The following is a 25,996-nucleotide window of genomic DNA, read 5'->3' on the forward strand; positions in this document are numbered from 1 at the left end:
TCTATTGCGCTGTGTGACAACATCAGCGTGCGTTCGTGCGGTGTACTGACTCGCTGCAATGCTGTGAGTCAGTGGGCTGCCATACTGTGTTGTGCTCGTGCCTCGGTGCGTTGGTGGCAGTGAGGCTTTGCCTAGTGGCTAGCGGTTTTTGGGCGGTTTGGTGGAGTTGCGGAAGATGATGGTTGCCTCATAGGTACTTGGCAAGGCCGCCGGAGTCGAGGTGTCGCTGGCTGGCTCGCCTTCGCCCATCGCCTGCGCCAAGCTGGTGCCAACGAGCCGGCCCATCGCCGCAGGGTCCTGGCGCACGGTGGTCAGTCCGATCTGCCGAGCAATGTCGATGTCGTCGAAACCAGTGATTGATACGTCTTCGGGCACACGGTAGCCAAACCCTTGCAAACGGCTGAACAGGGGAGCCGCCAAGGAATCTTGTTCGCAGCAGATTGCTGTAGGCATGGAGGCAAGAGCGAACAGCTGGTTGAGCGCTGAGTCAATGGCTCCCTCACCCTCCGGTACAGTGATGATATTCGGCTCCACTCCAGCCCGCTCGCACTCTGTTATGAATCCTTTGGCTCTCAGGCTGGCGCTGAAATGCAACGCATTGGCACCTTCGCTCTCGTTGGGGAACGTGAGGAAGGCGATGCGACGGTGGCCCAAGGAAATCAGATGGCGGGCGACCCGGCGCATCGCCTCCTCATCGTCAATGCCGACGCTCACGTCAAAGGCGGCGGGAGGTATGGCATTGATGCCGGCCACGGGCACGTGCATGGTTTTGAGCCGTTCCACTTCGCGGCCCTCAATATCGAACGAAGCCACTACCACAGCGTCTACATTGCGCCGTATCGGCAGCTCTTCGAAAAAGCTGCGCCGTTGTGCGCTGCTGCTCACCTGATAGAACACCATGTCGTACCCCAACGGCTGCAACACTTCGCTCAGTCCTTCATACACGTGCGCGTTGAACCATGAGGATGAGCGGTCGTTAATGAGCAATGCCACGCGATGCGTCTGCCCGGTCTGCAGCAGGGAAGCGGAGCGGGATATGGAGAAGTCGAGGCTCCGGGCTGCGCTGAGTACGCGTTCGCGAGTTGCGGCAGCCACGAGATCGGGATGCCGGAACGCGCGTGAAACCGTGGTGATAGACACCCCCGCCTGTTCGGCCACGTCTTCGATGCTGGCTTGCATATGCTCTCCTGCCTTCTGCTTATCCCTAATTCTAGCGTGCGCGTAGCCCCGAGCCACTTGCCGAGGGGAGCAGGTTTATCGGTTTTGTCAGTTTATTGGCGCAGGCGCTGGTTCATACTGCGGGCGGTGAGCTTGGCGTAGACGATATTGATAATCCAGACCAGCGCGTAGATGCCGACGAAGGTACCCAGGAACAGGGGAAGCTCCTTGGTGAGTATGAACGCCCAGCCATTGACCGACATCCATACCATCACCAGTGCGAACGTCAGCGCGCAATGGATGGCATAATCTTGCGTGGCCGAGGTCGTCGCATCGCCGCTCATGCCGGGCAGACTGTAGCCGATGCCCATTTTGGCACGGAACGCCTGCTCCATGTCGGAAGCGTGCGGGGTGCCTGAGAACGCGTCGCTGACGGCATCGGGCATGAGCAGTCGGCGCATGAGCGAGGCGCAATAGGCTCCGGGCCAGAACTGGACCACATGCTGGGCTGCCTTCGGCATGACACCGATGGGGAAGTAGACGCAGGAGAGGAATCCTGCCGCCGTGCCGAGGAACGAGGTGAGACCCGAGGCGGCGGATTGGGTTCGAATACCCGCGTTGAAGGCGTAGCACAGCAGTGAGCTGAGCGCGGCGGCCAGTAGCATGACTGCGAGGAACAGCACATCCGTTCGCACATCTCGCCATGGCAGGGTAATGCCGTCGGTGAGCGTGAAGTAACCACGGCCTTGGCTGCCGCCGGTCCAGTTGGAGGCCATGGTGTCCTTCAAAAAGAGCAGGTAGAGCACGAACCCGATGAGCGCGTTGATGAGCGAGAAGAACGTGGCCGTGCGGTTGCATAGGTAGAGTGTGATGTTTCTATGGGCACGAGTGAGCATATTGATGTCTTTCGGTGAATTTTGGTCATAAGAGGCTTAATTTTGGAGGCCCTTTCGTTCCGTGAGTACTTTTGGAAGGAAATTCTGAGTTTCGGATTTGCAAAACAGCGGAGTTTCAGCGTTTTGCAAATTGGTTAGCGAGACAACTCTCTTAAAAGTGCTCACGGAATGCAGTTAGCGGTCAGGTTTTCGCGCACTGTGAGCTGCGGGTCGAGCACGCTGTTCTGGAAGACCACACCGATGGTGGGTCGCCCCGTGCCGGTTCGCTGCCGCAGGACCGCTTGCTGCCGGGCGCGTTCATAGTCCGGGTAGGTTATGGTGCCACCGTCGGGCTTGGAGATGCCGATGAGCATGGAGATGGTGGTGGATTTCCCGGCACCGTTCGGCCCGATGATGGCGGTGAGGCTGCCGCGCTCGATGCCGAGGGTCACGTCGTCCACCGCCCGGTGGCTGCCATAGTATTTGGTGAGATGATTGGCCCGGAGCAATGTCGCCATCGCTATCACGCCCTTTCGTATTCGTTGCGTTTGGTGCAAACATGAGTCTGCCCCAAAACCGGCGTGTGCAAAAGCGAAAACGGTCAAGCGGTCGGCCCGCAATGGTGAGCGGTGTACGCCAGCCCGTGAGTGGACAGCCAATCATGATATGCTCGAGGCGAGCGATGTGAGCGACTTTAAGCAACGATATAAAGTAACCGCATGGCTCAAGTGAAGACAAAAACGCAATTCGGGCGCTCGCCCGATAGAGCCGGTAGGTAGCCCGGCCGCCTCGCCAGAGGTAAGTAACCTGCCCCTCCGGGTTGTCCCTTCTTCATGGAACACAAACATGGAGGGACAATATGGCAAGCCGAAGCGGAACGCTGACGGTGTATTTCGAGGACCCGTTTTGGGTCGGGGTCTTTGAGCGAAACGAAGGTGAACAGCTTTCGGCCGCGAAAGTGACGTTCGGCGCGGAACCCAAAGACCGTGAAATATATGATTTCATACTTCACCACTACGATGAGTTGGAATTCAGCCCAGCCGTACCGGTTCAGCTGAAACCAGCTAAAAAATGCGGCGCGAAACGGCTCAGCAGGGACGCCCAAAAGGCAATGCGCGCCGACGGCATTGGCACCAAGGCGCAGCAGGCGCTCAAACTTCAACAGGAGCAGCGGAAGCAGGGGCGCAAAGCACGGTCGAAAGAAGACAAGAGACTGCTGCAAGAACAACGGTTCCAGCTTAAACAGATGAAACGCAGACGCAAGCACAAAGGGCATTAAGCAATATTCGATGCAGCGCTTCGAGATGGTTCACAGCGCAGCACATCCAACAGTGATTGCCGGCAAGGGCGCGCAGAGCAGTTGCTCCTGCACGCCGCAGAGTGTCGCCGCTCTTGGGTTTCCACCGCGTCGGTTAGACTGAATGCAGTTGATAAGGCTGCGCGCTGCTAGGTTGGCAAGGACAACAAGCGACGGCACATAGCGCAGCGGGACGAGGAGCGGAGCCAAGTTGGCAGAGGCACAGAACAAACCGGGATACACCGACCAGTCGTTGATTCGCAATTTCTGCATCATCGCACACATCGACCACGGCAAATCCACCGTAGCCGACCGCATCCTCCAACTCTCCGGCATCGTTCCCGAACGTGAGATGCGCGACCGGTTCCTGGACCGCATGGACATCGAACAGGAACGCGGCATCACCATAAAATCCCAGGCCGTACGCGTGCCGTGGACCTTCGACGGCACCGAATACACCCTCGGCATGATCGACACCCCCGGCCACGTGGATTTCACGTATGAGGTTTCCAGGGCGCTCGCGGCCTGTGAGGGAGCGGTGCTGCTGGTGGACGCCACGCAAGGCATCGAAGCGCAGACACTGTCCAACCTTTACATGGCTATCGAGCATGATCTAACCATCATTCCGGTCTTGAACAAGATCGACCTGCCGAGCGCCGAACCCGATCAGCATGCCGAAGAAATCGCGAACCTCATCGGGTGCGAGCCGAGTGATGTGCTGCGTGTCTCCGGAAAAACCGGGGAAGGGGTTGCCGAGTTGCTCGATCGCATCGTGATGGAGATACCGGCACCTCATGGTGATCCGGAAGCTCCGGCACGCGCGCTGATTTTCGACTCCGTGTACGATTCCTACCGTGGCATCGTCACCTACATCCGCATGGAAGACGGCGAGCTGACTTCCCGCGAAAAAGTGCACATGATGGGCGTCGGTATGACGCACGACCCGATAGAAATCGGCGTGATCAGTCCGGATATGACGCCGACCAAGGCGCTCGGCGCAGGTGAAGTCGGCTACATCATCACCGGTGCCAAGGATGTCTCGCAGTCCAAAGTGGGTGACACGGTCACTTCCGCAGTGCACCCGGCAGCTGAGCCGCTGCCTGGATATCAAGACCCGCAGCCGATGGTGTATGCGGGTCTGTTCCCGGTCGACAACGCACAGTTCCCGGACTTGCGAGACGCGCTTGACAAGCTGAAACTCAACGATGCGGCGCTCATTTATGAGCCGGAAACCTCGGTGGCGCTCGGGTTTGGATTCCGTTGCGGCTTCCTCGGTTTGCTGCATATGGAGATTGTTTCGGAGCGGCTTTCGCGCGAGTTTGGCTTGGACCTGATTTCCACCGCCCCGAACGTGACCTACCGCGTCACCGCCGAAGACGGCACGGTGCATCAGGTGACAAACCCAAGCGAGTTCCCGGACGGCAAGATTCGCGAGATTGTGGAGCCGATGGTCTCCGCCGAAATCATCACACCGAAGGACTTCATCGGCGCGGTGATGGACCTGTGCCAGGAGCACCGCGGCGAAATGGGCACGATGGAATACTTAAGCCCCGAGCGTGTGCAGATGCACTACCGCATCCCGCTGGCGGAGATCGTCTTCAACTTCTTCGACGAGCTCAAGAGCCGCACCAAAGGCTACGCCTCGCTCAACTACGTGGAGGACGGCGAGCAGAGCGCCGACCTGGTCAAGGTGGACATTTTGATTCAGGGCGAGAAGATCGACGCGTTCAGCGCCGTCGTGCACCGTGACAAGTCGTATAGCTACGGCGTGATGATGACGAAGAAGCTCCAGAAGCTGATCCCGCGTCAGCAGTTCGAGATCCCGATTCAGGCCGCCATCGGCGCCCGTATCATCGCCCGTGAGAACATCCGTGCCTTGCGCAAGGACGTGCTCGCCAAGTGCTACGGCGGCGACATCACTCGTAAACGTAAGTTGCTCGAAAAGCAGAAGGCCGGCAAGAAGCGCATGAAGATGCTCGGCCATGTGGAGGTGCCGCAGGAGGCCTTCATCGCCGCCCTATCCACCGGCGAAGGCGGCAACGACCGCGACACCAAAGACAAGATCCGCGCCGCCCAAAAGACCGAAGGGTAACGTAGGAGTAGGCAATCCGACGGCTCACTTGCTGTTACATGTTATGAGGCAAGGTCAAGGAGCTGGTCGGTTTTTGCTGTCCTTGCCTCTTTTCAACTTACCGCGCTGTCAGTAGCAATACAACTGGGCCTCACACCGTGCAGATATTCTGCGGATGTGCGGCCCAGTTGTAGTGCGCGTGCTGAAGGCGAGGCTCAGGAGTTGTAGGTCCAGCCGCCGTCAACGATGAGCTCGAGGCCGGTGACGAACTGCGACTCATCTGAGGCCAGGTAGAGGTAGGCGTAGCCGATGTCCTCTGGGCCGGCCACATACGGGGGCAGCATGGCCTTGCCGTCGTAAGCCTTGCCCATGTCTTCCTTGGTCTTCAGTCCTGCGGCGCGAGCCATGCCGGTGTAGGTGGAGCCGGGGTGCACCGAGTTGACGCGGATGTGGTCCTTGCCGAACTCTGCGGCACCGAACTTGGTCAGTGAGCGCACGGCGCCCTTCGACGCACTGTAGGCCGCGCCGAAACCGGTGGCCATGCCGCCCATCAGCGCGCCGATGGAGGAGGTGTTGACGATGGAGCCGCCGCCATTTTTCTGCATGTAGGGCGCCACGGCCTTCATACCCAGCCACACGCCGGTGGAGTTGATGTTCATGACCTTGTTCCAAGTATCGACGTCGGTTTCCATAATGTTCTTGGCGATATGGATTCCGGCGTTGTTGACCAGGATGTCGATCTTGCCGTACTTGGCCGCGGTGGCTTCTACGACCTGCTTCCACTGCTCGGGGTCGGAGACGTCGAGCTTCATGGCGGTGGCCTCACCGCCCTCCTTACGAATGTCTTCGGCGTCGGTGTTCAGCTTGTCTTCCACCACATCGGTGAGTACTACGCTGGCACCCTCCTTGGCGAAAATCTGCGCTCCGGAAAGACCCATGCCGTCTGCTGCGCCGGTAATGATTGCAACTTTGCTATCTAGACGTCCCATATTTGCTACCTTTCAATAGTGTATTGGACTATTTCAGTATACCTACCAGATTGGGGGAATGCTAAATTCGCGGCGTGCGACTGCGCGTCGGCAGCAAGGCCGCTTCTCAAATGGCGCTCGCTCTCCTCAGCGAAGCAGCCGGCAGCGCGTCCCTTGCTCGCGCCGTCAAAACGTCACTGACAGCGACGCAGTGTCGCAATTGGTGGCCGCGCACTTGCTCGAGCCGACAAAAGCATTGCCAACAACTGCTCAGTGACGTAAGCGTCGGCATCCGACCTACTTGCGCGTCAAAAGCGACGCTAACAGCGGCTTAGCGACGCAAATGGCGCGCCCAACGGGATTGTGCCGTCAAAAGCGTCGCTGATTGCAATTTAGTGAAGCAAGCGCCGGCGGCTCAGTGGCGATCGAGCTTGGTGTAGGAGCCTTGGGCGCGCGGGCGCACCACGATCGAGTCGATGTCGACCGTGTCTGGCTGGGAGAGTGCCCAGCGCACCGATTCGGCGATATCCTCGGCGGTAAGAGGGTCTGGAACGCCGGCGTAGACCGCGTCGGCCTTGGCCTGGTCGCCGTCGAAACGGTTGAGCGAGAATTCCTCGGTCTTGACCATGCCGGGCGAGACGTCGATGATGCGCAAGGGCTGCCCGACCTGCTCCAGGCGCAGCACGCGAGCCAAGACGCGCTCGGCGGATTTGGCCGCGCAGTAGCCCGAGCCACCCTCGTACGGCTCAATGCCGGCGGTGGAGGAGATGAAGACCACCGACCCGCCGCCGGGCGCTGCCTTGAGCGCGGGCAGCAGCTTCTGCGTGATGCGCAAGGTGCCGATGACGTTCAACTCGTACATGCGCCGCCAATCGTCGAGGCTGGAGGTTTCGACGGAATCTTGGCCGATGGCTCCACCTGCGCAATTAATGAGCGCCTTCACCGCGCCGCCGCACCCATCCGCGAACGCAAGCACTTTGTCAACCGCCGCTTGGGTGGATGCCTCGTCGGTCACATCGCAGAGCACATAGATGCAGCGCGGGTCGGTAGCCCCATCTGCAGCGGCAGCTTCGTCGGAGTCTTTCCCAGAATTGTTCACATCTTTCCCAAAATCGTCGGCATTAATCTCCTCGGCAAGCGTCTTGAGTTGTTCCTCGCGCCGAGCCAGCGCCACCACGCGCCATCCGCTCGCCGCGAGCGAGCGCGCGATAGCCCGCCCGATACCACTCGAAGCCCCCGTCACCACTGCGACTTTGGTACCGTTGCCTACGCCCTTTGTTGTTGCCTCTTCAGCCACTGCAACCTCCTTCATGAACTCGCAAATCCTGCTTACGGCCACTTTATCACCCTAAATTTTGCAGTGCTTCAAACTAGAATCCAGGCATTCAGTAGGGACTTTTCCGACGAAATAGAGGGACTCCAAAATCAGAAACGGCTATTTTCCAACATTCTTAAAATCGGCTTCCTCGCGAATCCTCCGAAAAGTCCCTACTGAATGAAACCGGATCAAAAAGCAAGTCGCACAGTCAGCATAAGCGGCTCATACGGTTGCCTATGGGGATTGGGTTTTGAACGCGGCGTCCAGTGAGGCTTCTCTGATTTTGAGGAGCATAATGAGAGTTTCTTAAAATTACAATATATCATAATGCAATATACTGAGAACTATGCTATAATTTTGCATTACGGGTAAGTTAAGCGGCAGACGCTGTTGAAGAGAGGTTTGCATCAGCGTTCGCTTGCTATCAGTAATAAGGTGTGTCGGCTCCGTATTGGGTTGATATGCGAAGAATGTTGGATTTGAAGACGAACGGCGGTGCCATATGGGCGGTAGTACACTCGTATTCGATCATGTCAGTAAAAGTTATGCTGGCAAGCAAGTGCTGCACGATGTATCGTTCTCTTTGCACAGTGGAATAACGCTGCTGGCAGGTGCAAACGGAGCGGGAAAATCAACACTGCTGAGATTGGCTTCAGGGCTGAGTAGTCCTACATCTGGGCAGGTTTCGTGTCTATCTACGCCGGCTGAAGCGTTGCGCTACCAGCAGCGTAGAGGGATTGCGTTCCAAATGCAGGATGCGGCATTCATGCAAAATGTGCGCGTCTCAGAATATGTGAAACTGTATCTAGACGCGTACGCAGACGCCGAGCACCCTCGTTCGCTGCTCCATGAACGCAGCGAACGGTTCGCTCGCTTGCTTGACATGGAATCCGTATGGGATCGGTATGCGAGCAGACTGTCAGGAGGACAAAAGCGCAGGGTTACTGTTTTCTTGGCTATTCTTGGACACCCCAAGCTGCTTCTTCTTGACGAGCCTACTGCGGGAACTGACGTTGAGATAGGGGACGCCATACAGGAAGTCCTGAACCTCATACGGCAAGAAGGCACCGACGTGATTATCGCTTCGCACGATTTGGATATAGCGTTTGCAGTCGCCGACAATGTGCTGGTACTTGGCAAGAGCGGATACGTGAATGTGTCGAAGGCAGATTTTGTGGACAGGTATTCGGCGCGGTACAAAACCTTCTCTGCCGCATCAATCACTCAGTGGGACGGTGTCACCGTTTCGGGGAAGCAGGGATACTGGTATTACGCCGATGACAAGAGCGACTTCTCGTGGGTTGAGGCAGCAGATGCCATACAAAAGACCTCCACAAGAGACATGTACGACATAGCCTTGGCCACGATGCAATCGGGAGAGTGAATGACATGCAGCAATTGTATATGTTGAAAGACTTGATCAACATCGAGTTTCGAAGATTCTTGCGTGAGCCGGTTTCGCTGTTCTTCACTCTGATTTTTCCGCTTATTCTCCTCATCATTTTCGGTGCGTCGTACGGAAACGGAGACAACAGTGGTGGTGTACCCATCTACAATTCACTGATTGCCATTGACGCGTCATTCCTTGTCGCCAATTTCACTCTGATGGGTGTTGCCGCCGATCTTGCAGTACAAAAGGAGACCGGCGTCAGTGATGCTATGCGCTTACTGCCGCTTCCTTCTTGGATCAGATTCGTAGCGCAATCCATTGCGTACTGCCTTATTTTATTTATCTCGATAGCCACGATGTTCATCTACGTGTTTACCGTATACCGATCGCAGGTTCAATTCCAAGGGAATCCGGTACTGTTCATATTAGCTGTCTTGGCTTCTTACATCATGTTCGTGTGTGTGGCCCGGCTTGTTGCCGTACTCCCGTTTTCCGCACGAGCATTGCAGCTGATAGGTTCAAGCATGTTCTTTATACTCTTGTTCTGCTCAGGCGTGGTCATTCCTATAGAATCCTTGCCTAGCGCGCTGCAGCATGTCGCTCACGTTTCCCCAATGTACTTGACATACAGGGTGCTCGAGGGCATCTGGAACAACAACATGACTGCTCAGTTGACCGTTACTTTTGCTGCATCTCTTGCGGTATGTGCTGTAGTGAGCGTGCTGCTGACCAAAATCATTGCTTACCGAGTGAACAAGAACAGGTGAGTATATTCCAACTGAGCATGTACCTATATAGAGGAATAGGTTCCCCACTTTGCAGATTGACATAGGCCATCGCCAAACCAAATACTGGGCCACAAGCCCGGAGCGCGTTTGTGATGGTCACGCGCTCTTCAGAGAAGAACAATTAACAACACTTAAGATCATTGATCAATATACTGCGTTACTTTCGAAAGGTTTCATTCATGGGCCACAACGAACCAGCTCCTGCTCCTACTCCTGACAGCGAATACCAAGTAAAGAGAAAATCTGCAATAAAGAGCCTCCGGTGGTATCTCATCGGCAATACCGTATTTGTGCTTGTCGATATCGTTACTATCCTCGCTATTCCCGGCTATTCCTTCCCGAAAAACTTTTGGGCCATCTGGCCGATACTGGGATGGGGTGCGATAGTCGTCAGCAGATTCATCGCATTGCGCCAATATAAGTAGACCAGTAAGCCACCAACTCCAGACGAAGTAGACCTAGACTGAGCTGCCACAAGCCAATACCGACTCGCGGCCTAAGTACCAGATTCACAAACCGAATACTGAACGCATACAGTCGGAGTATCGGTAGCGTCTACCGGCACCTGTCGGCACTATCGGCCATGATGCCATAAGCATTGGCTTGTCTGGAGGAATCGCAATGTTTGAAGTGTATGTGCATGTGCCGTTCTGTTTGAAAAGGTGCGGATACTGCGACTTCAACACGTACACCGCCACGGATCTGGGCGGAGGAGCGTCACGCGCCAACTATGCGAATATGGCCATCGCCGAGATGAAACTGGTCAAAGCGTGGCAAACCGAGCGCGGTATCAACGAACCGGCCGTATCGAGCGTGTTCTTCGGCGGCGGAACCCCGACCGTGCTGCCGGCACACGATTTGGGGCGCATGCTCGAGGCAATACAAGAGATATGGGGTATCGAAACGGGAGCGGAAGTCACCACGGAAGCCAACCCCGACACCGTCGACCAATCCTATCTCGCCGAACTCAAAGCATCCGGCTTCACCCGCGTCTCCTTCGGCATGCAGTCAGCCGTGCCCCACGTCCTGAACACCCTCGACCGTACCCACACCCCGCACAACGTCACTGCCAACGTAGCCGCCGCCAAGGCTGTAGGCCTTGAAGCCAGCGTGGACCTCATCTACGGCGCGCCGGGGGAGAGCATGGATGACTGGCGCACCTCCGTGCAAGCGGCGCTCGCGCTCGACGTGGACCATGTTTCCGCATATGCGCTCACTGTTGAACCGACCACCAAAATGGGCAGGCAGATAGCGCGTGGAGACATCGCCAAACCTGACGATGATGATGAGGCTGCCAAATATGAGCTTGCAGACGATCTGTTCTCCCAAGCCGGTCTGCAGTGGTATGAGATTTCCAATTGGGCGCGTCCGGGGCACGAGAGTAGGCACAATCTGGGCTACTGGCGTAATGTGGACTGGGCTGGCATCGGCCCTGGCGCCCATTCCCACTACCGCACCTCGGACGCGGGAGCATGGCGTGAGTCCCCGTCGGCCTTGGGTGTGGCAGGTGCCAAGAATGATGAAGGTTTTATGAGGACTGCCGAAATCGCGTCATTGCACGATGATGAGGCGGTTGCCGATGAATCTGCGGCAGGTAACGTGACTGTGAGCGTCCCTGCAGACTCAAGAGACGCTGAAGATCTCATGAATGCTTCCGAGTATCCGGCGCAGCACCGTGCTCAATCACACTGCGACGAACCGCACCGTGGGAACCCCAGGCGTTCGGATCCCTCTCAGTTCGGCGTGCGCTCGTGGGACATCGCTCACCCGCGCACATGGGCAGATGCTATCTCAGCCGAGCGCGTGCCATGGCAAGGCAGCGAGGCCATCAGCCACGACGAAAACCTGGAGGAGACGGTGATGCTGGGGCTTCGTTTGCGTGAGGGCCTTGATATCCGTCGCATCGACGAGGCTTCGGGTAAAAGACTCGACCCTGGGGCTTTGCGGCCGCTGACGGCAGCTGGTCTGGTCTCCGTCTCCGAAGGGCGCATCACGGCGACACGGCGCGGCCGGTTGCTCAACGATACGGTGATTTCGTCCGTGCTGAACTGCTATGGCCTATAATCCCTGCTGATATCTTATAGGTGCTGCGGCGTGGGTACGTTCCGTCAGCACTTACGCTGCCAGCCCTTACGTCATCAAGCATGTTTGGTGTGGCACTTGGGCACTTAGCACCGGCATATGGGAGCATGGGCATATAGGCACATAAGCACTTGACACCCTAGCATCTGGCGTATGCGCACATGGGCACCTAGCATCCAGCACATGTCTTCTGGCACGTGACAAAGGAAAACAATCGTCGCATATTGTGGACACGAACAGATACATTCCAGCTCCCTGCGCTAGTCTTACAAAACAACATAGGCCGTAGCGTAGTGAGGTGCTACGGCGAAGCTGCAAGCAAGGGGCGAGCATATGGGCAATACCGCGCTGGATCTGACCGTTCATCAGGCGAACGGACTGTACAACCCTGCGAGTGAACATGACGCGTGTGGTGTGGGCATGGTGGCCACGTTGCATGGCAAAGACGAGCGCAAAGTCGTCGACAATGCCGTGGAGGTGCTGGTCAATCTCAATCATCGTGGTGCGGTGGGCGCTGAAGAGAACACTGGTGACGGTGCGGGAATTTTGGTGTCGATGCCCGACGAATTCATGCGCTCCATCATCGGTGCCGATCTTCCTCAAGCCGGGGAGTATGCGGCCGGCATTGCATTTCTTGAGCGCGATTTGGCTCGCTCCGGAGAACAGAAGCGGCAGATTGCCAGTATAGCTGCCGAGGAAGGGCTGCAGACGGTTGCTTGGCGCACCGTGCCTGTCAACCCGGACGGTTTGGGTTTGCAGGCGCTGGCGTCCATGCCCGCATTCGAGATGTTCGTTGCCAAAGATGCTGCAGGTGTTCGCCAAGGCTTGGAATTGGACCGGTTGACGTTCCGGGTGCGCAAGCGGGTCGAGCACGAGGTGGGTGTCTATTTCTCGTCGCTTTCCTCGCGGACCATCACCTATAAGGGCATGCTCACTACCATGCAGCTCACCAGCTTCTTCCCGGACCTGCAGGACGAACGGTTCAAAGCGCACATCGCCATCGTTCATTCTCGGTTTTCGACGAACACGTTCCCCAGCTGGCCGTTGGCACAGCCGTTCCGACTCATCGCTCACAACGGCGAAATCAACACCATTCAAGGCAATCGCAACTGGCTTAAGGCGAGGGAAGGCAAGCTGGACTCCGAGCTGCTGGGCGAGATGGCACCGTTGCTGCCCATCGACACCCCCGGTTATTCAGATTCCGGCACTTTTGACGAATGCCTCGAGCTGCTGCACTTGGCGGGGCGCAGCCTGCCACACGCAGTGCTTATGATGCTGCCGCCGGCTTGGGAGAACGACATCGCTCTCGATTCGGACGTGCGAGCGTTCTATGAGTACAACAATTCGCTCATCGAGCCGTGGGACGGTCCTGCGAACATTGTGTTTACCGACGGCACGCAGGTGGGAGCGCAACTGGACCGCAACGGGTTCCGTCCCGGACGGTGGCAGTTGAGCGACGACGGGTATGTGGTATTGGCTTCCGAGGCCGGTGTGCTACCCGAAATCAACCCGTCTGATGTGGTGGCCAAAGGGCGGTTGGAACCCGGTCGCATGTTCCTCATCGACACTGAGCAAGGGCGCATCATCGACGACGAGGAAATCAAGAATGAACTGGCCTCACAGCATCCATATCGCCAATGGATAGAAGGCAACAGCGTTAAGCTCGACGAGCTGCCGGTACGTGAGCATGTGCAGCATTCCAGGGTTTCGGTCGTACGGCGTCAGCGTGCCTTCGGCTACACGCAGGAAGAGCTGAAGATGCTGCTGACACCCATGGCCAACACTGGCAAGGAACCGTTGGGCGCGATGGGCAACGACGCCCCACAGGCCGTACTGTCCAATCACAGCCGTCAGCTGTTCGACTATTTCACCCAGAAATTTGCCCAAGTCACCAATCCACCGCTTGACTGGGAGCGTGAGTCCGTTGTCACTTCCCTTGAATCGGCCATCGGTCCGGAGACCAATATCCTCGAGGACAGTGAGCCGGGGGCACGCAAAATAGTCATCGAACAGCCGGTGGTGGATTCCGACGAGATGGCTCAGCTCAAGCGCCTCGACAAGGCCGAGATACTGGGCGGGCATTACCGTCCCTTTGTGGTACAAGGCCTCTACCAAGTGGCTGGCGGCGGCAAAGCCTTGGAAGAACGGCTTGATGCCATCTTCGCCCAGATTGATGAAGCCATAGCGCAAGGGCGCAATTTCATTGTGCTTTCCGATCGCGAATCCAACCATACCTGGGCGCCGATTCCCTCCCTGCTGCTGACCAGCGCGGTGCAGCATCATCTGCTCGACCAGCACACACGACCCGAGGTATCCATCGCCGTGGAGGCAGGGGACGTGCGAGAGATTCACCATGTGGCCCTGCTTATCGCCTACGGGGCCGCCTGCGTGAACCCGTATCTGGCGTTCGAATCGGTGGAGGATCTGGCGCGTTCCGGCATGCTCGACGTTGACGCGGTCACCGCGGTGGACAATCTCAAGCACGTGCTTTCCACGGGAGTGCTGAAGATCATGAGCAAGATGGGAGTCTCCACCATCATGAGTTACCGTGGCTCCCAGCTGTTCGAAGCTGTGGGGTTGAGTCGTGAGGTCATCGACCGTTACTTCTCCGGCACCACCTCGCAGGTCGGCGGCATCGGGCTCGAGGAGATATCCCAGGAAGTGGCGGTGCGTCACAAGGTGGCGTATCCCAATCAGTGGACGGCCACGCCCCACCGTAAACTGCGCACCGGCGGGCAATACAAGTGGCGCCGCACCGGCGAGGATCATCTCAACGATCCAGAAGCGGTCTTCCTGCTGCAGCAGGCCACCGAGCGTGGCGACTACGACTTGTTCAAACGCTACAGCGAACACGTTGACGACACCTCCAATCGGATCATGACGTTGCGCGGTCTGATGAAACTGGTGCCGAGCCGGCAGCCGGTACCTATAGACGAAGTCGAACCAGCAGAACAGATTGTCAAACGATTCTCCACCGGCGCCATGAGCTATGGTTCCATCTCGCGCGAAGCCCATGAAACGCTGGCGGTGGCCATGAACCAGATCGGCGCGCGTTCCAACAGCGGGGAGGGCGGCGAAGACGATGACCGTCTCGCCGACCCGAAACGTTCCAGCCGCATCAAGCAGATAGCTTCGGCACGTTTCGGCGTGACCAGCAACTATCTGGTGAACGCCACGGATTTGCAGATCAAACTTGCACAAGGCGCCAAACCCGGTGAGGGCGGCCACCTGCCCGGAGCCAAGGTGCCGCCGTGGATCGCCAAAGTGCGTCATGCCACTCCCGGAGTGGAACTCATATCGCCGCCCCCTCATCATGACATCTACTCGATCGAGGATTTGAAACAGCTCATCAACGATGCCAAAATGGCCAATCCGCAGGCTCGCATCCACGTTAAGCTCGTCTCCGAGTTCGGCGTGGGCACCGTGGCTGCGGGCGTGGCCAAATGCCGTGCCGATGTGGTGCTCATCTCCGGCTCCGATGGCGGTACTGGTGCGGCTCCGCTCAATGCCATCAAACATGCGGGAACCCCGTGGGAGATCGGTTTGGCCGAGGCGCAGCAGACGCTTGTGCTCAACGGTCTGCGCTCCAGAGTGGTGCTCCAATGCGACGGCGAACTCAAGACCGGCCGTGACGTGGTGGTTGCGGCTCTCCTGGGAGCGGAAGAGTTCGGATTCGCCACCACCGCGCTCATGGTGGAGGGGTGCGTCATGATGCGCGCTTGCCATCTCAACACCTGCCCACAAGGCATCGCCACCCAAGACCCGGAGTTGCGCAGCAGGTACACCGGCAAGCCTGAGCACGTGATCAACTTCTTCATGTACATCGCCCAAGAAGTGCGTGAGATTCTGGCCAGCCTTGGATTCCGCACTTTGGAGGAAGCTGTTGGGCACGTGGAATGCCTCGACCAGGATGAAGCCATTCGCCGGTGGAAGTCCGACGGCATCGACTTAAGCGCCGTGCTCGCCCAGCCCGGGCCGACGCCGGGCACCGTGCTGCACTACACCACCGAGCAGAACCACGAGCTTGAACATGTGCTCGACCGCAGGCTCATCGAACTGGCGCAACCGGCGCTGGAACAACGCGAACCGGTGCGCATTGACGTGCCTGTGCGCAACGTGAACCGTACCGTCGGCGCCATGGTCGGCTACGAAATCACCAAGAGATATGGTGCCGAGGGACTGCCGGAAGACACCATCGACATCACCCTCACCGGTTCGGCCGGCCAGTCGCTCGGTGCGTTCATCCCCAGCGGCGAGACGCTGCGCGTGTACGGAGAAGTGAACGACTACGCCGGCAAGGGGCTTTCAGGCGGCACCATCGTGGTGCGTCCCCATCTGGAAGCGGGTCTTGATGCGCACAGCAACGTCATTGCCGGCAACGTGACTGGTTTCGGCTCCACGTCAGGGTTCATGTTCGTATCCGGTGTGGCCGGGGAACGTTTCGCTGTGCGCAATTCAGGAGCCACATTCGTGGTGGAAGGCGTCGGCGATCACGGCTGCGAGTATATGACCGGCGGCACGGTTGTGGTGCTCGGTCCCACCGGTCGCAATTTTGGTGCCGGCTTCTCCGGCGGGCACGCCTACGTGCTCGACTTGGACGTGCACAGGGTCAATCCCGAGGCCGTAGCCTCCGGTTCGCTGCTTCTGGAACCGTTGAACCAAGAAGACAGCGAACGTGTGTATGATCTGGTCAAACGGCATGCCGAAGCCACAGGTTCCGCATTCGCCACAGAGCTGCTGGCCGACTGGCAGAATGCGCAGGATCGGTTCACGCATATCGTTCCCGGCCGTTTCCTGGCCATGCAAGACGCCATGGCAACCGCTGAGGCGAACCACGTTGACTTTGCTCAACCGGGCGTATGGGACAGCATTTACCAGCAAGTCATGATGGAAGGAGCGATCGCATGAGCGACCCGAAAGGATTCCTGAAAGTCCGCACTCGTCAGACGCTGCGCGACCGGCCGGTGAGCGAACGCCTGCGCGATTGGAACGACGTACATGAGCATAACGGTTTCGAACCGTGGACCGCCGAGCAAGCGGCTCGCTGCATGGACTGCGGTACTCCCTTTTGCATGACCGGCTGCCCTCTGGGGAACCTCATCCCAGAGTTCAACGACTTGGTGAGCCAAGGTAAATGGCAGGAAGCCTATGACAGGCTCTCCATGACCAACAACTTCCCGGAATTCACCGGTCTGGTGTGCCCCGCGCCTTGCGAGCAGGCATGCGTACTGGGTATTCACGAGCCGGCCACCATGATCAAGAACGACGAGGAGACCATCATCACCCAAGCGTGGGATCTGGGCTATGTCAAGCCCATGCCGCCCGAGAGGCTGACCGATATGACCGTGGCGGTGGTCGGTTCCGGTCCCGCCGGCTTGGCATGTGCTCAGCAGCTCACCCGTGCCGGACATACCGTGGTGGTCTATGAACGCGATGAACAGGTCGGTGGGCTGTTGCGCTACGGCATCCCTAATTTCAAACTCGAAAAGGGTCTTATCGACCGCCGTGTAGAGCAGATGGAAGCCGAAGGCACGGTGTTCCGCACCGGAATGGAAATCGGCCGCGATGTAAGCTGGGACGATTTGCGTTCTCGCTACGATGCGGTGGTGGTCGCCATAGGTTCTACGGTTCCCAGAGACGTAGCGGTGACAGGACGCCGTTTGGACGGCATTCATTTTGCCATGGAATTCCTGCCTGATGCCACACGTCGCCTGTATGGTCAGGAACCGGTACACGACATCAACGCCAAGGGCAAACGCGTTGTCATCATCGGCGGCGGCGACACCGGTTCCGACTGCTTGGGCACCGCGTTGCGCCAAGGTGCCTCCAGCGTTACCGTATTGCAGATCAACCCCAAGGAGCCGTCCAGCAGACCGACATCACAGCCATGGCCCACGTATGCCAGGTTGTATGGGAAGACCTCGTCCATGGAGGAGGGCGGTGTCTATGAGTACAACACCGACACCGTTGGCTTCACCGGAAGCGAGACAGGAGCCACAGAGCGGGTCGAGCTTGACGAAACCAGCCTGGCTGTGGGCTTCGAGGCCGGTGAGAGCGGTGCCGTGAACGGTGTAAAGGTCGTTACGGTCAAGCCTTCCGCCGGGCATTCCTTTGTACCCGTAGAAGGTAGCGAACGTGTCATCGAAGCGGACCTGGTGCTTATCTCCACAGGCTTCCTGCACCCCGACACGTCGACCCTGATTGACCAGATGCCAGTCGATCTGGACGCGCGTGGCAATGTCGCGCGTGACGAGAGCTTCGCCACCAGCCAGCCGGGTGTGTTCGTATGCGGCGATGCCGGGCGCGGGCAGAGCCTGGTGGTGTGGGCCATCGCTGAGGGACGCAGCTGTGCGGCGGCCGTTGACGGATCGTTGATGTCCGGCCGCAGCAGCGAACTGCCGACCCCCATTCATGCCAGCCAGCGGCCGATGATGCTGCCTCAGGTGTAACAGGTGCGACCGGTCCGGCGAACTCGCTTGCCATCTGCTGCCGGTACGTGAGGTGCGTCTCATCTTGGCGCAGGTCGGGTTAGAATGGTCAGCAGCAAACAGTGACACAGGAAGGATTGCACATGCCGAATCGCGCCGAAAGAAGGGCCCGAGCCAAGCGCGGCTCCCAAGGGGTACAGCAGAATGAGGGCCGTTCCTCTCGCGCAGGATTGGTCAACGAGTATGCTCTGCAGGAGCGTTCACGCCGACTGGCCGAAGGTGGGGAAGCCGAGTGGAAACCGTCCGGCGGGAATGTGGTCGATCTGAGCGACGTGGCCAGCGCTTCACGCAAGCCGGCCCCGGTGCGTGCGCCACATTCCGTGCGTCAGTGGTTCCGCATCCTGACGTGGGTGCTTATTGTGGTTTCCGCCATCGCGTTCATCGTGGTCATGTGGCTGCCCAGCCATCCGATGTGGCTCATCATGACTGTTTCCGCAGTATTCGTGGTGGGTGTGCTGAGTCTGTTCTTTACCGCGGGTAATCCCAAAGACAATCCGAACTTGGATTCCAACGGCACTGCGGTGTGAGATGGTGCTGATGGCGGAAGAATATGCGCTTCGCATGGAAGATGTCGAATTCCGGCGTAACGGCCGTGTGATTCTCTCGGATGTCAACCTGACTGTCCGCGCCGGAGAAAAATGGGTGCTGTTTGGCCCCAACGGCATCGGGAAATCCACGCTGGTCAAGATGATGGCCACACGCGGCTTTCCGTCATGCGGCACCGTAGAGATTCTCGGAAACCGTTTGGGCAAAGTCGACGTGTTCTCTTACCGCAATCGTATCGGTTTGAGTTCTCTGGAGCTGTCGCGCACGTTCCCGGCGGACGAGGACCCGCTGGATGCGGTGGTGACGGCGTTGAACGCCGTAGTGGGCCGGTGGAGAGACCGGTACAGTGAAGAGGATTATGCTCATGCCCGAGCGTTGATGGAACGATTCGGCATCGGCTATCTGGCTGGTAAACGTATGTCCAAACTCTCGCAAGGCGAACTGACGCGAGTGCTTATCTGCCGTGCTCTTATGGCTCAACCAGATCTGCTCATTTTGGACGAGCCCATTACAGGACTTGACTTGGGCGGCCGTGAGGTGGTGCTGCGCGCCTTGGGAGATATCGGTTTGGATGAGGCGTCCAACTGTGCGTCGGTACTGGTGACCCACCGGCTCGACGAGATTCCCGAAGGCTTCGACCATGTCGCCATCATGGGGCGCATGGGTGGCGTTGAAGCACAACGGCACACCATGTCGAAGGACGAGAACGATCCGCGTCCCGGCACCATCGTCTACACGGGAGACCTGGAACACGGCTTTACTGCAGAGCGGCTGAGCGAGATATTCTCCCTTCCGCTGCAGGTCACGCATTATGATGGACGTTGGAACGCCTTTGCGCAGTGAGTCAGTTGCGCCCCGGTCATGCCATATATCAACGCCATGCGGCATCATGTCATAGCAGACGGATGAATGAGTGAGCGTTATCAGTGGAGGTATACGTGGCAAGGAACGGAGCGTTACAGGCGGGCGAGAAGGTGCAGTTCACCGACCGCAAAGGCAACAAGATTACCTCGCAGCTGGTGGCAGGTGGCACCACCCAGACTTCGCACGGCATTATCCTGCACGATGACGTTATTGGCCGAACTGAAGGCATCGTCGTCACCACGGTGCGTGCCAAGCGCGAGCAGCTTTCCGAGCGCGACCAAGCTAAGCCGTGGAAGGCTGCGCGAGCTATCGGAGGCTGGGATTTCAGCGTGATGCGTCCGCGCCTGGCGGACTATGTGCTCTCCATGCCTCGTGGCGCGCAGATCATGTACCCCAAGGATATTGCACAGGTCATTCAGCTTGGTGATATTCGTTCAGGCATGTCCGTACTGGAGTCGGGGGCCGGATCGGGTGCCATGAGCATCAATCTGCTTGATGCAGTGGGCGAGTCGGGGAGTCTTACCACCATCGAGATGAGACCCGAGTTCGCGCGCGTGGCACAGGCCAACGCCACGTTGTATTTTGGCGCAGAGCCGCAATGGTGGGATGTGAAAACCGGAGATTTCGACAGTGTGGCGGCAACGCTTGCCGCGCACACATTCGACCGGATCGTGCTCGATATGCTCGACCCGTGGAATCGTCTTGAACAAGCGTGGCGGGTCATGGCTCCCGGAGGCGTGCTCGTTGCATATATCACTACTACCACTCAGCTCAGCCGACTGTGTGAGGCCCTGCGTGAATCCGGAGTATGGACGGAACCCGAAATACAGGAGACGTTCGAGCGGCATTGGAAGGCCCAAGGGCTGGCCGTGCGTCCTGACCATCAGATGATCGGGCACACCGGTTTCCTGGTGATTTCGCGCGCGATGGCCGACGGCTTCACTGCACTGCGCAGGCGTGAGCGAGCAGCGAAGGACACGCAGACCGACGTCGATTCCATGAGCGAGCAGGAGCGTGCCGAGCGACTTGAGGAGCTTGAGCTGCGAGATATCTCCGACCGCAAGCTGCGTCACGTGCTGCACGATCTGGACATGCAGGTGGGTGAGCTGCAATCGTAATGATGCACCCTTATAACTTCAGGTTATAGCGACACCTTAACGGCAGTAATGCCGCATTTCAGTAAAAATTTGGTAGTCTCAGACCATACCTGAGCGGCTCTGCCAGTCGAACGTCTGACGCATAGCCGCGCGATAGTCTGGAGGACTCATGCCCATCGCCACATCCGTTTCCGGGTTCCCGCGCGTCGGTCGCGACCGCGAACTCAAGAAAGCCATCGAGGCGTACTGGAAAGGCAACGCCACACTGGACAGTGTGCGCGAGACTGGCGCGACGCTGCGTGCCGAACATTGGAAGATTCAGCAAGACGCCGGAATCGACCTCATTGCCAGCAACGACTTCAGTTACTACGACCAGATGCTGGACACTGCCATACTGCTGAACGCAGTACCCAAGCGTTACCAAGACCTCGGCTTCGAAGACGCAGAAGACACGCTATTTGCCATCGGTCGCGGGTACCAGGGCAGCCACGGCGACGTGACCGCACTGCCTATGAAGAAGTGGTTCACCACCAACTACCATTACATTGTCCCCGAAATCAGCGACGACACGGATATCAAGCTGTCGTCCAGCAAACCATTCGACGAGTTCACGCAAGCCAAAGAACTCGGCATCCTCACCAAGCCGGTGCTCATCGGCCCCTACACGTTCCTCAAGCTAGCCCGCACACCGCAGGCCGAAGAGGTGCCGGTAGACGAGCAGCTTATCGGTGCAGTGGCAGCGGTTTATGCTGACGTGATCGAACGCTTCTCACAGCTTGGCGCGCAATGGGTGCAGCTGGACGAGCCGTACCTGGTGCTCGACAAGCAGCCCGGCGACCTCAAACTCTTCACCTCGCTCTACAAGACCATCCTGCAGGCACGTCAGGGCAAGGTCAAAGTGCTGCTCAACACCTACTTCGGCCACATCGCCGACGTATATGAGACCATCAATCAGATGGGCTTCGACGGCATCGGTCTGGACCTGAACGAAGGGCGAGACGAAAACCTCGCCGCGCTCAAAGAGTACGGTTCTGCCGCCGGCACCACCATCTTCGCCGGCGTGGTGAACGGGCGTAACATCTGGCGCAACAACTACGCCGAAAGTCTGGGTCTGATCGAAGCGGTACGCACCGTCACCGACGACGTGGCCGTCGCCACCTCGTCCTCACTGCTGCACGTGCCCTTCAGCACCAGCAGCGAGGACAAACTGGAACCTGAAGTGCTGCGTCACTTTGCGTTCGCCGTCGAGAAGCTGGGAGAACTCAAAGACATCGCTGTGCTCGACGCAGCCGAACAGGGGAGCGGCACCACCGATGGTGCGCAGCGAGACGCCTTCGCTGCCATGAGCGACAACCAGGCACTGTTCGACGGTACTCGCGTGGCCGCCGATGCTGCCGTCACCGAGCGTCTCGGCAAGCTCACGCAGGATGACTTCACCCGTCAGCCGGCTCGCGCCGAGCGTCGCACAGTGCAGCACGAAGCGCTGAACCTGCCGGAGCTGCCGACCACCACCATCGGCTCATTCCCGCAGACGAGCGAGGTGCGCTCCACTCGCGCCAAGCTGCGCCGCGGGGCAATCAGCCAAGATGAGTACGACCAGTTCATCGCCTCCAGCATCGACGATGTGATCGCCCGCCAAGAGCAGGTTGGCTTGGACGTGCTGGTACATGGCGAATTTGAACGCAACGACATGGTGGAGTACTTCGGCCAGCGGCTGAACGGCTTCCTGTTCACCAAGAACGCTTGGGTACAGTCCTACGGTACGCGCTGCGTTAAGCCTCCGATCGTGTGGGGCGACGTGAGCCGTGCCGAGCCCATCACCGTGCGCTGGAGCAAGTACGCGCAAAGCCGTACCGACCGTGTGGTCAAGGGCATGCTCACCGGCCCGGTCACCATTCTCAACTGGTCTTGGCCGCGCGAGGATGTGAGTCACGAAGTGCAAACCCAGCAGTTGGCTCTCGCCATTCGTGACGAGGTTCTCGATTTGGAAGAGGCTGGCATTAAGGTCATTCAGATCGATGAGGCAGCGCTGCGCGAGAAGCTGCCGCTGCGCCGAACCGACTGGCACAAGAAATACCTTGACTGGGCTGTTCCGGCATTCCGCTTGGTGCATTCCGGAGTCAAGCCGACCACGCAGATTCACACGCACATGTGCTACTCGGAGTTCAACGACATCATCAAGGACATCGACGACATGGACGCGGATGTGATCTCCTTCGAGGCCTCCCGCGGCGACTTGGTCGTGCTTGATGCCATCGAGGAAGCGCACTTTGAGACCGAGGTGGGTCCAGGTGTTTATGACATCCACTCGCCGCGCATTCCTAGCACGGAAGAGTTAGTCGATCGCATCCACGCGGTGCTGGAGAAGACCGATGCCTCTCGCGTGTGGATCAACCCTGATTGCGGGCTGAAAACGCGCGGCGAAGCTGAGACATGGCCGAGCCTGGAACATATGGTCGAGGCGACCAAGCAGGTACGTGCTGAGCTTGCCGACGCGTCGCGACGCTAAATGAGCAGGATTCATCGGGCCGTCTGAAGCGTGCATAGACATGTTCAGGCGGCCCGGTTTATTGAATAAATAATGACATAAATGCACATACTGTTGTGTGTATATGGTCAAAATATTGAGATGATACAAGGAAACACCATGCACTCGCCGATTTTCTCGCTGGAAGTCTTTCCTCCGAACACCAAAACCTCGGTCAACACTATCTACGACACAATGGATGGTCTCAAAGAGGTCAACCCTGATTTTGTTTCGGTGACCTACGGGCACGGCGCGCTCAAGGATCGCACGCGTACGGCTCGCATCGCGGCAACCATCAGCCGCGAGTATGGTTTCCCGGTAGTGGCTCACCTTACAGCGCTTTATAGCGACGAAGCCACCGTTGACCAGGCGCTCGAGTACTTCCACGAAGCCAAAGTCGCCGGAGTCCTGGCGCTGCGCGGTGATCCGGTGGAGGGCAACGAACCGTATGGCGCCTTCGAGCACGCCAGCGACCTGGTTGCCTACATCCGCCGTCACGACCCGGACATGCCTGTGTTCGGCGCTTGTTATCCGGAAGGTCACACGGAGTGTGCGAGTGTGGAAGACGATATTGTGAACCTCAAGAAGAAGGTGGATGCCGGCGCCAGCCATCTGCTGTCCCAACTGTTCTATTCCAACGACGACTTCTACCGGTTCATGGACTCGGCGCATGACGCCGGCATCGATGTGCCGATTGAAGCCGGCATCATGCCCGTCATCAACCAGCGCAATGTCGCCACCATGAACCAGCGCAACGACACTTCCGTCGCGCCCGCGCTGCAGCGCATGCTCGATCGATGGGGGGATAATCCCAAAGCTCTGCGCCAAGCCGGCATCGTCTATGCGTCCGAGCAAATCGCCGACCTCGTGGCCCATGGCGTGGATGGCGTGCACCTTTACACCATGAACCGCCCCTCGGTGGCCCGTGGCATCTGGAACAATGTCGCAGGGTTGTTTGAGACAAACGCGAAGTAGGGGCATCACTTCCGCGCATAGGTGGTTTCTGGCTTCCTTAGGATAGGGAAGTTGTCTCCTATTTTTGGTTTGCCCGTGCAGAACAGAAGTCTCATATACTTTCGCACCGTATTTTTATGCTACTGACAAGCGGTACTTGGTTTTGTCGTCAAAACACACTATCCTATATGTAGTCGTCTAGACACACATTCCATGAGTTGTCGTCAAAACAAGATAATGCAGTATTGCAGTCCTAGTAGGAGGTGTAGTGATGGCTAAGATTCAAGATGTGGCTAGGTATATATTGGAGCAGCATGGCTCCATGACTGCCATGAAACTGCAAAAATTATGCTACTACTCGCAAGCGTGGTCGTTGGTGTGGGATGAGGAGAGGCTATTTCCCAGCCGAATTGAAGCGTGGGCTAATGGGCCGGTGAGTCCTGAGTTGTATAAAATGCACAGCGGTCTGTTTCGTGTCGATGTTGCCGATATTCATGGAGATGCGTCCGCGCTGACTGAAGATGAAAAGGCCACCGTTGATGCAGTCCTTAAGTTCTATGGAGACATGGGCGCATGGGATTTGAGTAATCTCACGCATAAGGAGGCTCCGTGGAAGGAAGCAAGAGGGAACACTCCCGACGGTGAGCGCTCAAACGCGGAGATAACATGCGCAGCTATGGCTGAATATTACGGCAGCCTGACTGACTGAGTCTATTATGGGGCACAATGGATCTAAGAAGCGGCGCCATCCTAAAACGGCTTTTGCGCGAACTTCGTATGTTCGTAAAAAGCAGGCTTCTGCTGAGGCTGTAGCTGTTGATTCATGTGGGCGTCTTAAAATTCCATCGGCTTCTGTAAAAAATCGCGATAAGCTAAATAATATGCATATTGTTTTCCGTTTTGATGCAGTAGATCTTGATGATGAATGCCCCTGGTCATTGGCTCGTATAAGTACGGATGATCATGCTGATTTGCTGCATAAGCTCAAAGAGTTCGAGAAGAGTACTGTAGGCGAGCTTAATTCCCAAGTGATGGGCGAATTCAAAGTGTATAAGGACTTTTCGCTATGTCCTAATTCTGCAGCTGTGAAGCGCTTGGGAGAACAATATGAGCGTGAGGGTGATAGTATAGCTCGGTTCCGTATTTCAGGTGCTAAACGGTTGTACGGCTTTCTAGTGGATAACCAGTTTCACATCGTATGGTGGGATGCGGAGCACGCTGTTTGGCCCTCGAAAAAGAAGCATACATAGGCAGCATTCAAACGTAATTTTTCCTCGATTGATGATGTGCATTGGGAGTGGTGTGAGGTGGATGCGTCAGATGCAGTGCTGCAGCACCCACCCCACGTTCCGTCATCGCCTTGGGTGAGAGAGGTTGTGGCTGGTGACGGAAGTCTGGTGGACTGGTTGGTACGGTTCGGTCACTTCACATCGCGACTATGTGAGCGAAATGTACCTGTGTTCTTGTGGTGTATGGAGATATGGGTACGTTTCGTTCATTTATCTCTGGTTTATTGACCGTTTTGTACTCGTTAGCTTGGGTTGTGTGGGTTTGTGGCTACGTTTCGTTCGCT

The 25,996-nt window shown here is 57.6% G+C and carries 20 protein-coding genes; 15 read left to right on the forward strand and 5 right to left on the reverse strand.

What is annotated here, in order from left to right; all coding sequences use genetic code 11:
• Positions 1-138 precede the first annotated feature (138 nt).
• From AC3B5A_RS01220 to AC3B5A_RS01230, 3 genes are all read right to left on the reverse strand, one after another.
• Positions 139-1,179, reverse strand: a complete 1,041-nt coding sequence (locus tag AC3B5A_RS01220; RefSeq protein ID WP_489798175.1) for a LacI family DNA-binding transcriptional regulator — start codon at positions 1,177-1,179, stop codon at positions 139-141.
• Between the two features lie 92 nt (positions 1,180-1,271).
• Positions 1,272-2,054 carry a DUF3021 domain-containing protein gene (locus AC3B5A_RS01225; RefSeq protein ID WP_489798177.1) on the reverse strand — a complete coding sequence of 261 codons (783 nt, stop codon included), beginning with the start codon at positions 2,052-2,054 and terminating at the stop codon, positions 1,272-1,274.
• Positions 2,055-2,215: 161 nt separating this feature from the next.
• Positions 2,216-2,551, reverse strand: coding sequence for an ATP-binding cassette domain-containing protein (locus tag AC3B5A_RS01230; RefSeq protein ID WP_489798179.1), 336 nt, complete (start codon positions 2,549-2,551; stop codon positions 2,216-2,218).
• A gap of 341 nt (positions 2,552-2,892) precedes the next feature.
• Here AC3B5A_RS01230 and AC3B5A_RS01235 point away from each other — a divergent pair, with 341 nt between their 5' ends.
• Positions 2,893-3,312, forward strand: a complete 420-nt coding sequence (locus AC3B5A_RS01235) for a YjdF family protein (protein ID WP_489798181.1) — start codon at positions 2,893-2,895, stop codon at positions 3,310-3,312.
• A 229-nt stretch (positions 3,313-3,541) separates the two neighbouring features.
• Positions 3,542-5,422 carry a translation elongation factor 4 gene (gene lepA / locus AC3B5A_RS01240; RefSeq protein WP_489798183.1) on the forward strand — a complete coding sequence of 627 codons (1,881 nt, stop codon included), beginning with the start codon at positions 3,542-3,544 and terminating at the stop codon, positions 5,420-5,422.
• A 194-nt stretch (positions 5,423-5,616) separates the two neighbouring features.
• On the opposite strand, the gene AC3B5A_RS01245 is transcribed toward lepA, so the two are convergent.
• Positions 5,617-6,390, reverse strand: a complete 774-nt coding sequence (locus AC3B5A_RS01245) for an SDR family NAD(P)-dependent oxidoreductase (protein WP_489798185.1) — start codon at positions 6,388-6,390, stop codon at positions 5,617-5,619.
• Between the two features lie 394 nt (positions 6,391-6,784).
• Complete coding sequence (locus AC3B5A_RS01250) at positions 6,785-7,666, reverse strand: SDR family oxidoreductase (RefSeq protein ID WP_489798187.1); 882 nt, start codon at positions 7,664-7,666, stop codon at positions 6,785-6,787.
• A gap of 523 nt (positions 7,667-8,189) precedes the next feature.
• Between AC3B5A_RS01250 and AC3B5A_RS01255 the strand changes: the two genes are divergently transcribed.
• From AC3B5A_RS01255 to AC3B5A_RS01315, 13 genes are all read left to right on the forward strand, one after another.
• Positions 8,190-9,071: an ABC transporter ATP-binding protein gene (locus tag AC3B5A_RS01255; RefSeq protein ID WP_489798189.1), complete on the forward strand. Its 882-nt coding sequence runs from the start codon at positions 8,190-8,192 to the stop codon at positions 9,069-9,071.
• A gap of 5 nt (positions 9,072-9,076) precedes the next feature.
• Positions 9,077-9,844, forward strand: coding sequence for an ABC transporter permease (locus AC3B5A_RS01260; protein WP_489798498.1), 768 nt, complete (start codon positions 9,077-9,079; stop codon positions 9,842-9,844).
• A 200-nt stretch (positions 9,845-10,044) separates the two neighbouring features.
• Entirely contained in the window at positions 10,045-10,290 is a 246-nt protein-coding gene (locus AC3B5A_RS01265; RefSeq protein ID WP_489798191.1) for a 2TM domain-containing protein, read from the forward strand.
• 196 nt (positions 10,291-10,486) lie between these two features.
• A complete protein-coding gene (gene hemW / locus AC3B5A_RS01270) occupies positions 10,487-11,929 on the forward strand; it encodes a radical SAM family heme chaperone HemW (RefSeq protein WP_489798192.1) in 1,443 nt (480 codons plus the stop codon).
• A 351-nt stretch (positions 11,930-12,280) separates the two neighbouring features.
• Entirely contained in the window at positions 12,281-16,855 is a 4,575-nt protein-coding gene (gene gltB / locus AC3B5A_RS01275; RefSeq protein ID WP_489798194.1) for a glutamate synthase large subunit, read from the forward strand.
• Positions 16,852-18,396, forward strand: coding sequence for a glutamate synthase subunit beta (locus AC3B5A_RS01280; protein WP_489798196.1), 1,545 nt, complete (start codon positions 16,852-16,854; stop codon positions 18,394-18,396). Before gltB ends, AC3B5A_RS01280 begins: the two co-directional genes overlap by 4 nt.
• 122 nt (positions 18,397-18,518) lie before the next feature.
• Positions 18,519-18,962 (forward strand): tripartite tricarboxylate transporter TctB family protein, encoded by a 444-nt coding sequence (locus AC3B5A_RS01285; protein ID WP_489798198.1) that lies wholly within the window; start codon positions 18,519-18,521, stop codon positions 18,960-18,962.
• 1 nt (position 18,963) lies between these two features.
• The gene (locus tag AC3B5A_RS01290) at positions 18,964-19,824 is read left to right on the forward strand and encodes an ABC transporter ATP-binding protein (protein ID WP_489798200.1); all 861 of its coding nucleotides are present in this window, start codon (positions 18,964-18,966) and stop codon (positions 19,822-19,824) included.
• Positions 19,825-19,919: 95 nt separating this feature from the next.
• Positions 19,920-20,963, forward strand: a complete 1,044-nt coding sequence (locus AC3B5A_RS01295; protein ID WP_489798202.1) for a tRNA (adenine-N1)-methyltransferase — start codon at positions 19,920-19,922, stop codon at positions 20,961-20,963.
• Positions 20,964-21,111: 148 nt separating this feature from the next.
• Positions 21,112-23,451, forward strand: a complete 2,340-nt coding sequence (metE, locus tag AC3B5A_RS01300; protein ID WP_489798204.1) for a 5-methyltetrahydropteroyltriglutamate--homocysteine S-methyltransferase — start codon at positions 21,112-21,114, stop codon at positions 23,449-23,451.
• A gap of 138 nt (positions 23,452-23,589) precedes the next feature.
• Positions 23,590-24,444, forward strand: a complete 855-nt coding sequence (locus tag AC3B5A_RS01305; RefSeq protein ID WP_489798206.1) for a methylenetetrahydrofolate reductase — start codon at positions 23,590-23,592, stop codon at positions 24,442-24,444.
• A 250-nt stretch (positions 24,445-24,694) separates the two neighbouring features.
• Entirely contained in the window at positions 24,695-25,132 is a 438-nt protein-coding gene (locus AC3B5A_RS01310; RefSeq protein WP_489798207.1) for a Panacea domain-containing protein, read from the forward strand.
• Positions 25,133-25,139: 7 nt separating this feature from the next.
• Positions 25,140-25,673 (forward strand): hypothetical protein, encoded by a 534-nt coding sequence (locus AC3B5A_RS01315; RefSeq protein WP_489798209.1) that lies wholly within the window; start codon positions 25,140-25,142, stop codon positions 25,671-25,673.
• Positions 25,674-25,996 lie beyond the last annotated feature (323 nt).

The organism is Bifidobacterium sp. ESL1133 (assembly GCF_058107325.1).

What these genes read in the sequence shown, in the direction of transcription:
- AC3B5A_RS01220 (WP_489798175.1), bottom strand. Translation starts at nt 1,179, where the DNA reads ATGCAAGCCAGCATCGAAGACGTGGCCGAACAGGCGGGGGTGTCTATC.
- AC3B5A_RS01225 (WP_489798177.1), bottom strand. Translation starts at nt 2,054, where the DNA reads ATGCTCACTCGTGCCCATAGAAACATCACACTCTACCTATGCAACCGC.
- AC3B5A_RS01230 (WP_489798179.1), bottom strand. Translation starts at nt 2,551, where the DNA reads ATGGCGACATTGCTCCGGGCCAATCATCTCACCAAATACTATGGCAGC.
- AC3B5A_RS01235 (WP_489798181.1), top strand. Translation starts at nt 2,893, where the DNA reads ATGGCAAGCCGAAGCGGAACGCTGACGGTGTATTTCGAGGACCCGTTT.
- AC3B5A_RS01245 (WP_489798185.1), bottom strand. Translation starts at nt 6,390, where the DNA reads ATGGGACGTCTAGATAGCAAAGTTGCAATCATTACCGGCGCAGCAGAC.
- AC3B5A_RS01255 (WP_489798189.1), top strand. Translation starts at nt 8,190, where the DNA reads ATGGGCGGTAGTACACTCGTATTCGATCATGTCAGTAAAAGTTATGCT.
- AC3B5A_RS01260 (WP_489798498.1), top strand. Translation starts at nt 9,077, where the DNA reads ATGCAGCAATTGTATATGTTGAAAGACTTGATCAACATCGAGTTTCGA.
- AC3B5A_RS01265 (WP_489798191.1), top strand. Translation starts at nt 10,045, where the DNA reads ATGGGCCACAACGAACCAGCTCCTGCTCCTACTCCTGACAGCGAATAC.
- hemW (WP_489798192.1), top strand. Translation starts at nt 10,487, where the DNA reads ATGTTTGAAGTGTATGTGCATGTGCCGTTCTGTTTGAAAAGGTGCGGA.
- gltB (WP_489798194.1), top strand. Translation starts at nt 12,281, where the DNA reads ATGGGCAATACCGCGCTGGATCTGACCGTTCATCAGGCGAACGGACTG.
- AC3B5A_RS01280 (WP_489798196.1), top strand. Translation starts at nt 16,852, where the DNA reads ATGAGCGACCCGAAAGGATTCCTGAAAGTCCGCACTCGTCAGACGCTG.
- AC3B5A_RS01285 (WP_489798198.1), top strand. Translation starts at nt 18,519, where the DNA reads ATGCCGAATCGCGCCGAAAGAAGGGCCCGAGCCAAGCGCGGCTCCCAA.
- AC3B5A_RS01290 (WP_489798200.1), top strand. Translation starts at nt 18,964, where the DNA reads ATGGTGCTGATGGCGGAAGAATATGCGCTTCGCATGGAAGATGTCGAA.
- metE (WP_489798204.1), top strand. Translation starts at nt 21,112, where the DNA reads ATGCCCATCGCCACATCCGTTTCCGGGTTCCCGCGCGTCGGTCGCGAC.
- AC3B5A_RS01305 (WP_489798206.1), top strand. Translation starts at nt 23,590, where the DNA reads ATGCACTCGCCGATTTTCTCGCTGGAAGTCTTTCCTCCGAACACCAAA.
- AC3B5A_RS01310 (WP_489798207.1), top strand. Translation starts at nt 24,695, where the DNA reads ATGGCTAAGATTCAAGATGTGGCTAGGTATATATTGGAGCAGCATGGC.
- AC3B5A_RS01315 (WP_489798209.1), top strand. Translation starts at nt 25,140, where the DNA reads ATGGGGCACAATGGATCTAAGAAGCGGCGCCATCCTAAAACGGCTTTT.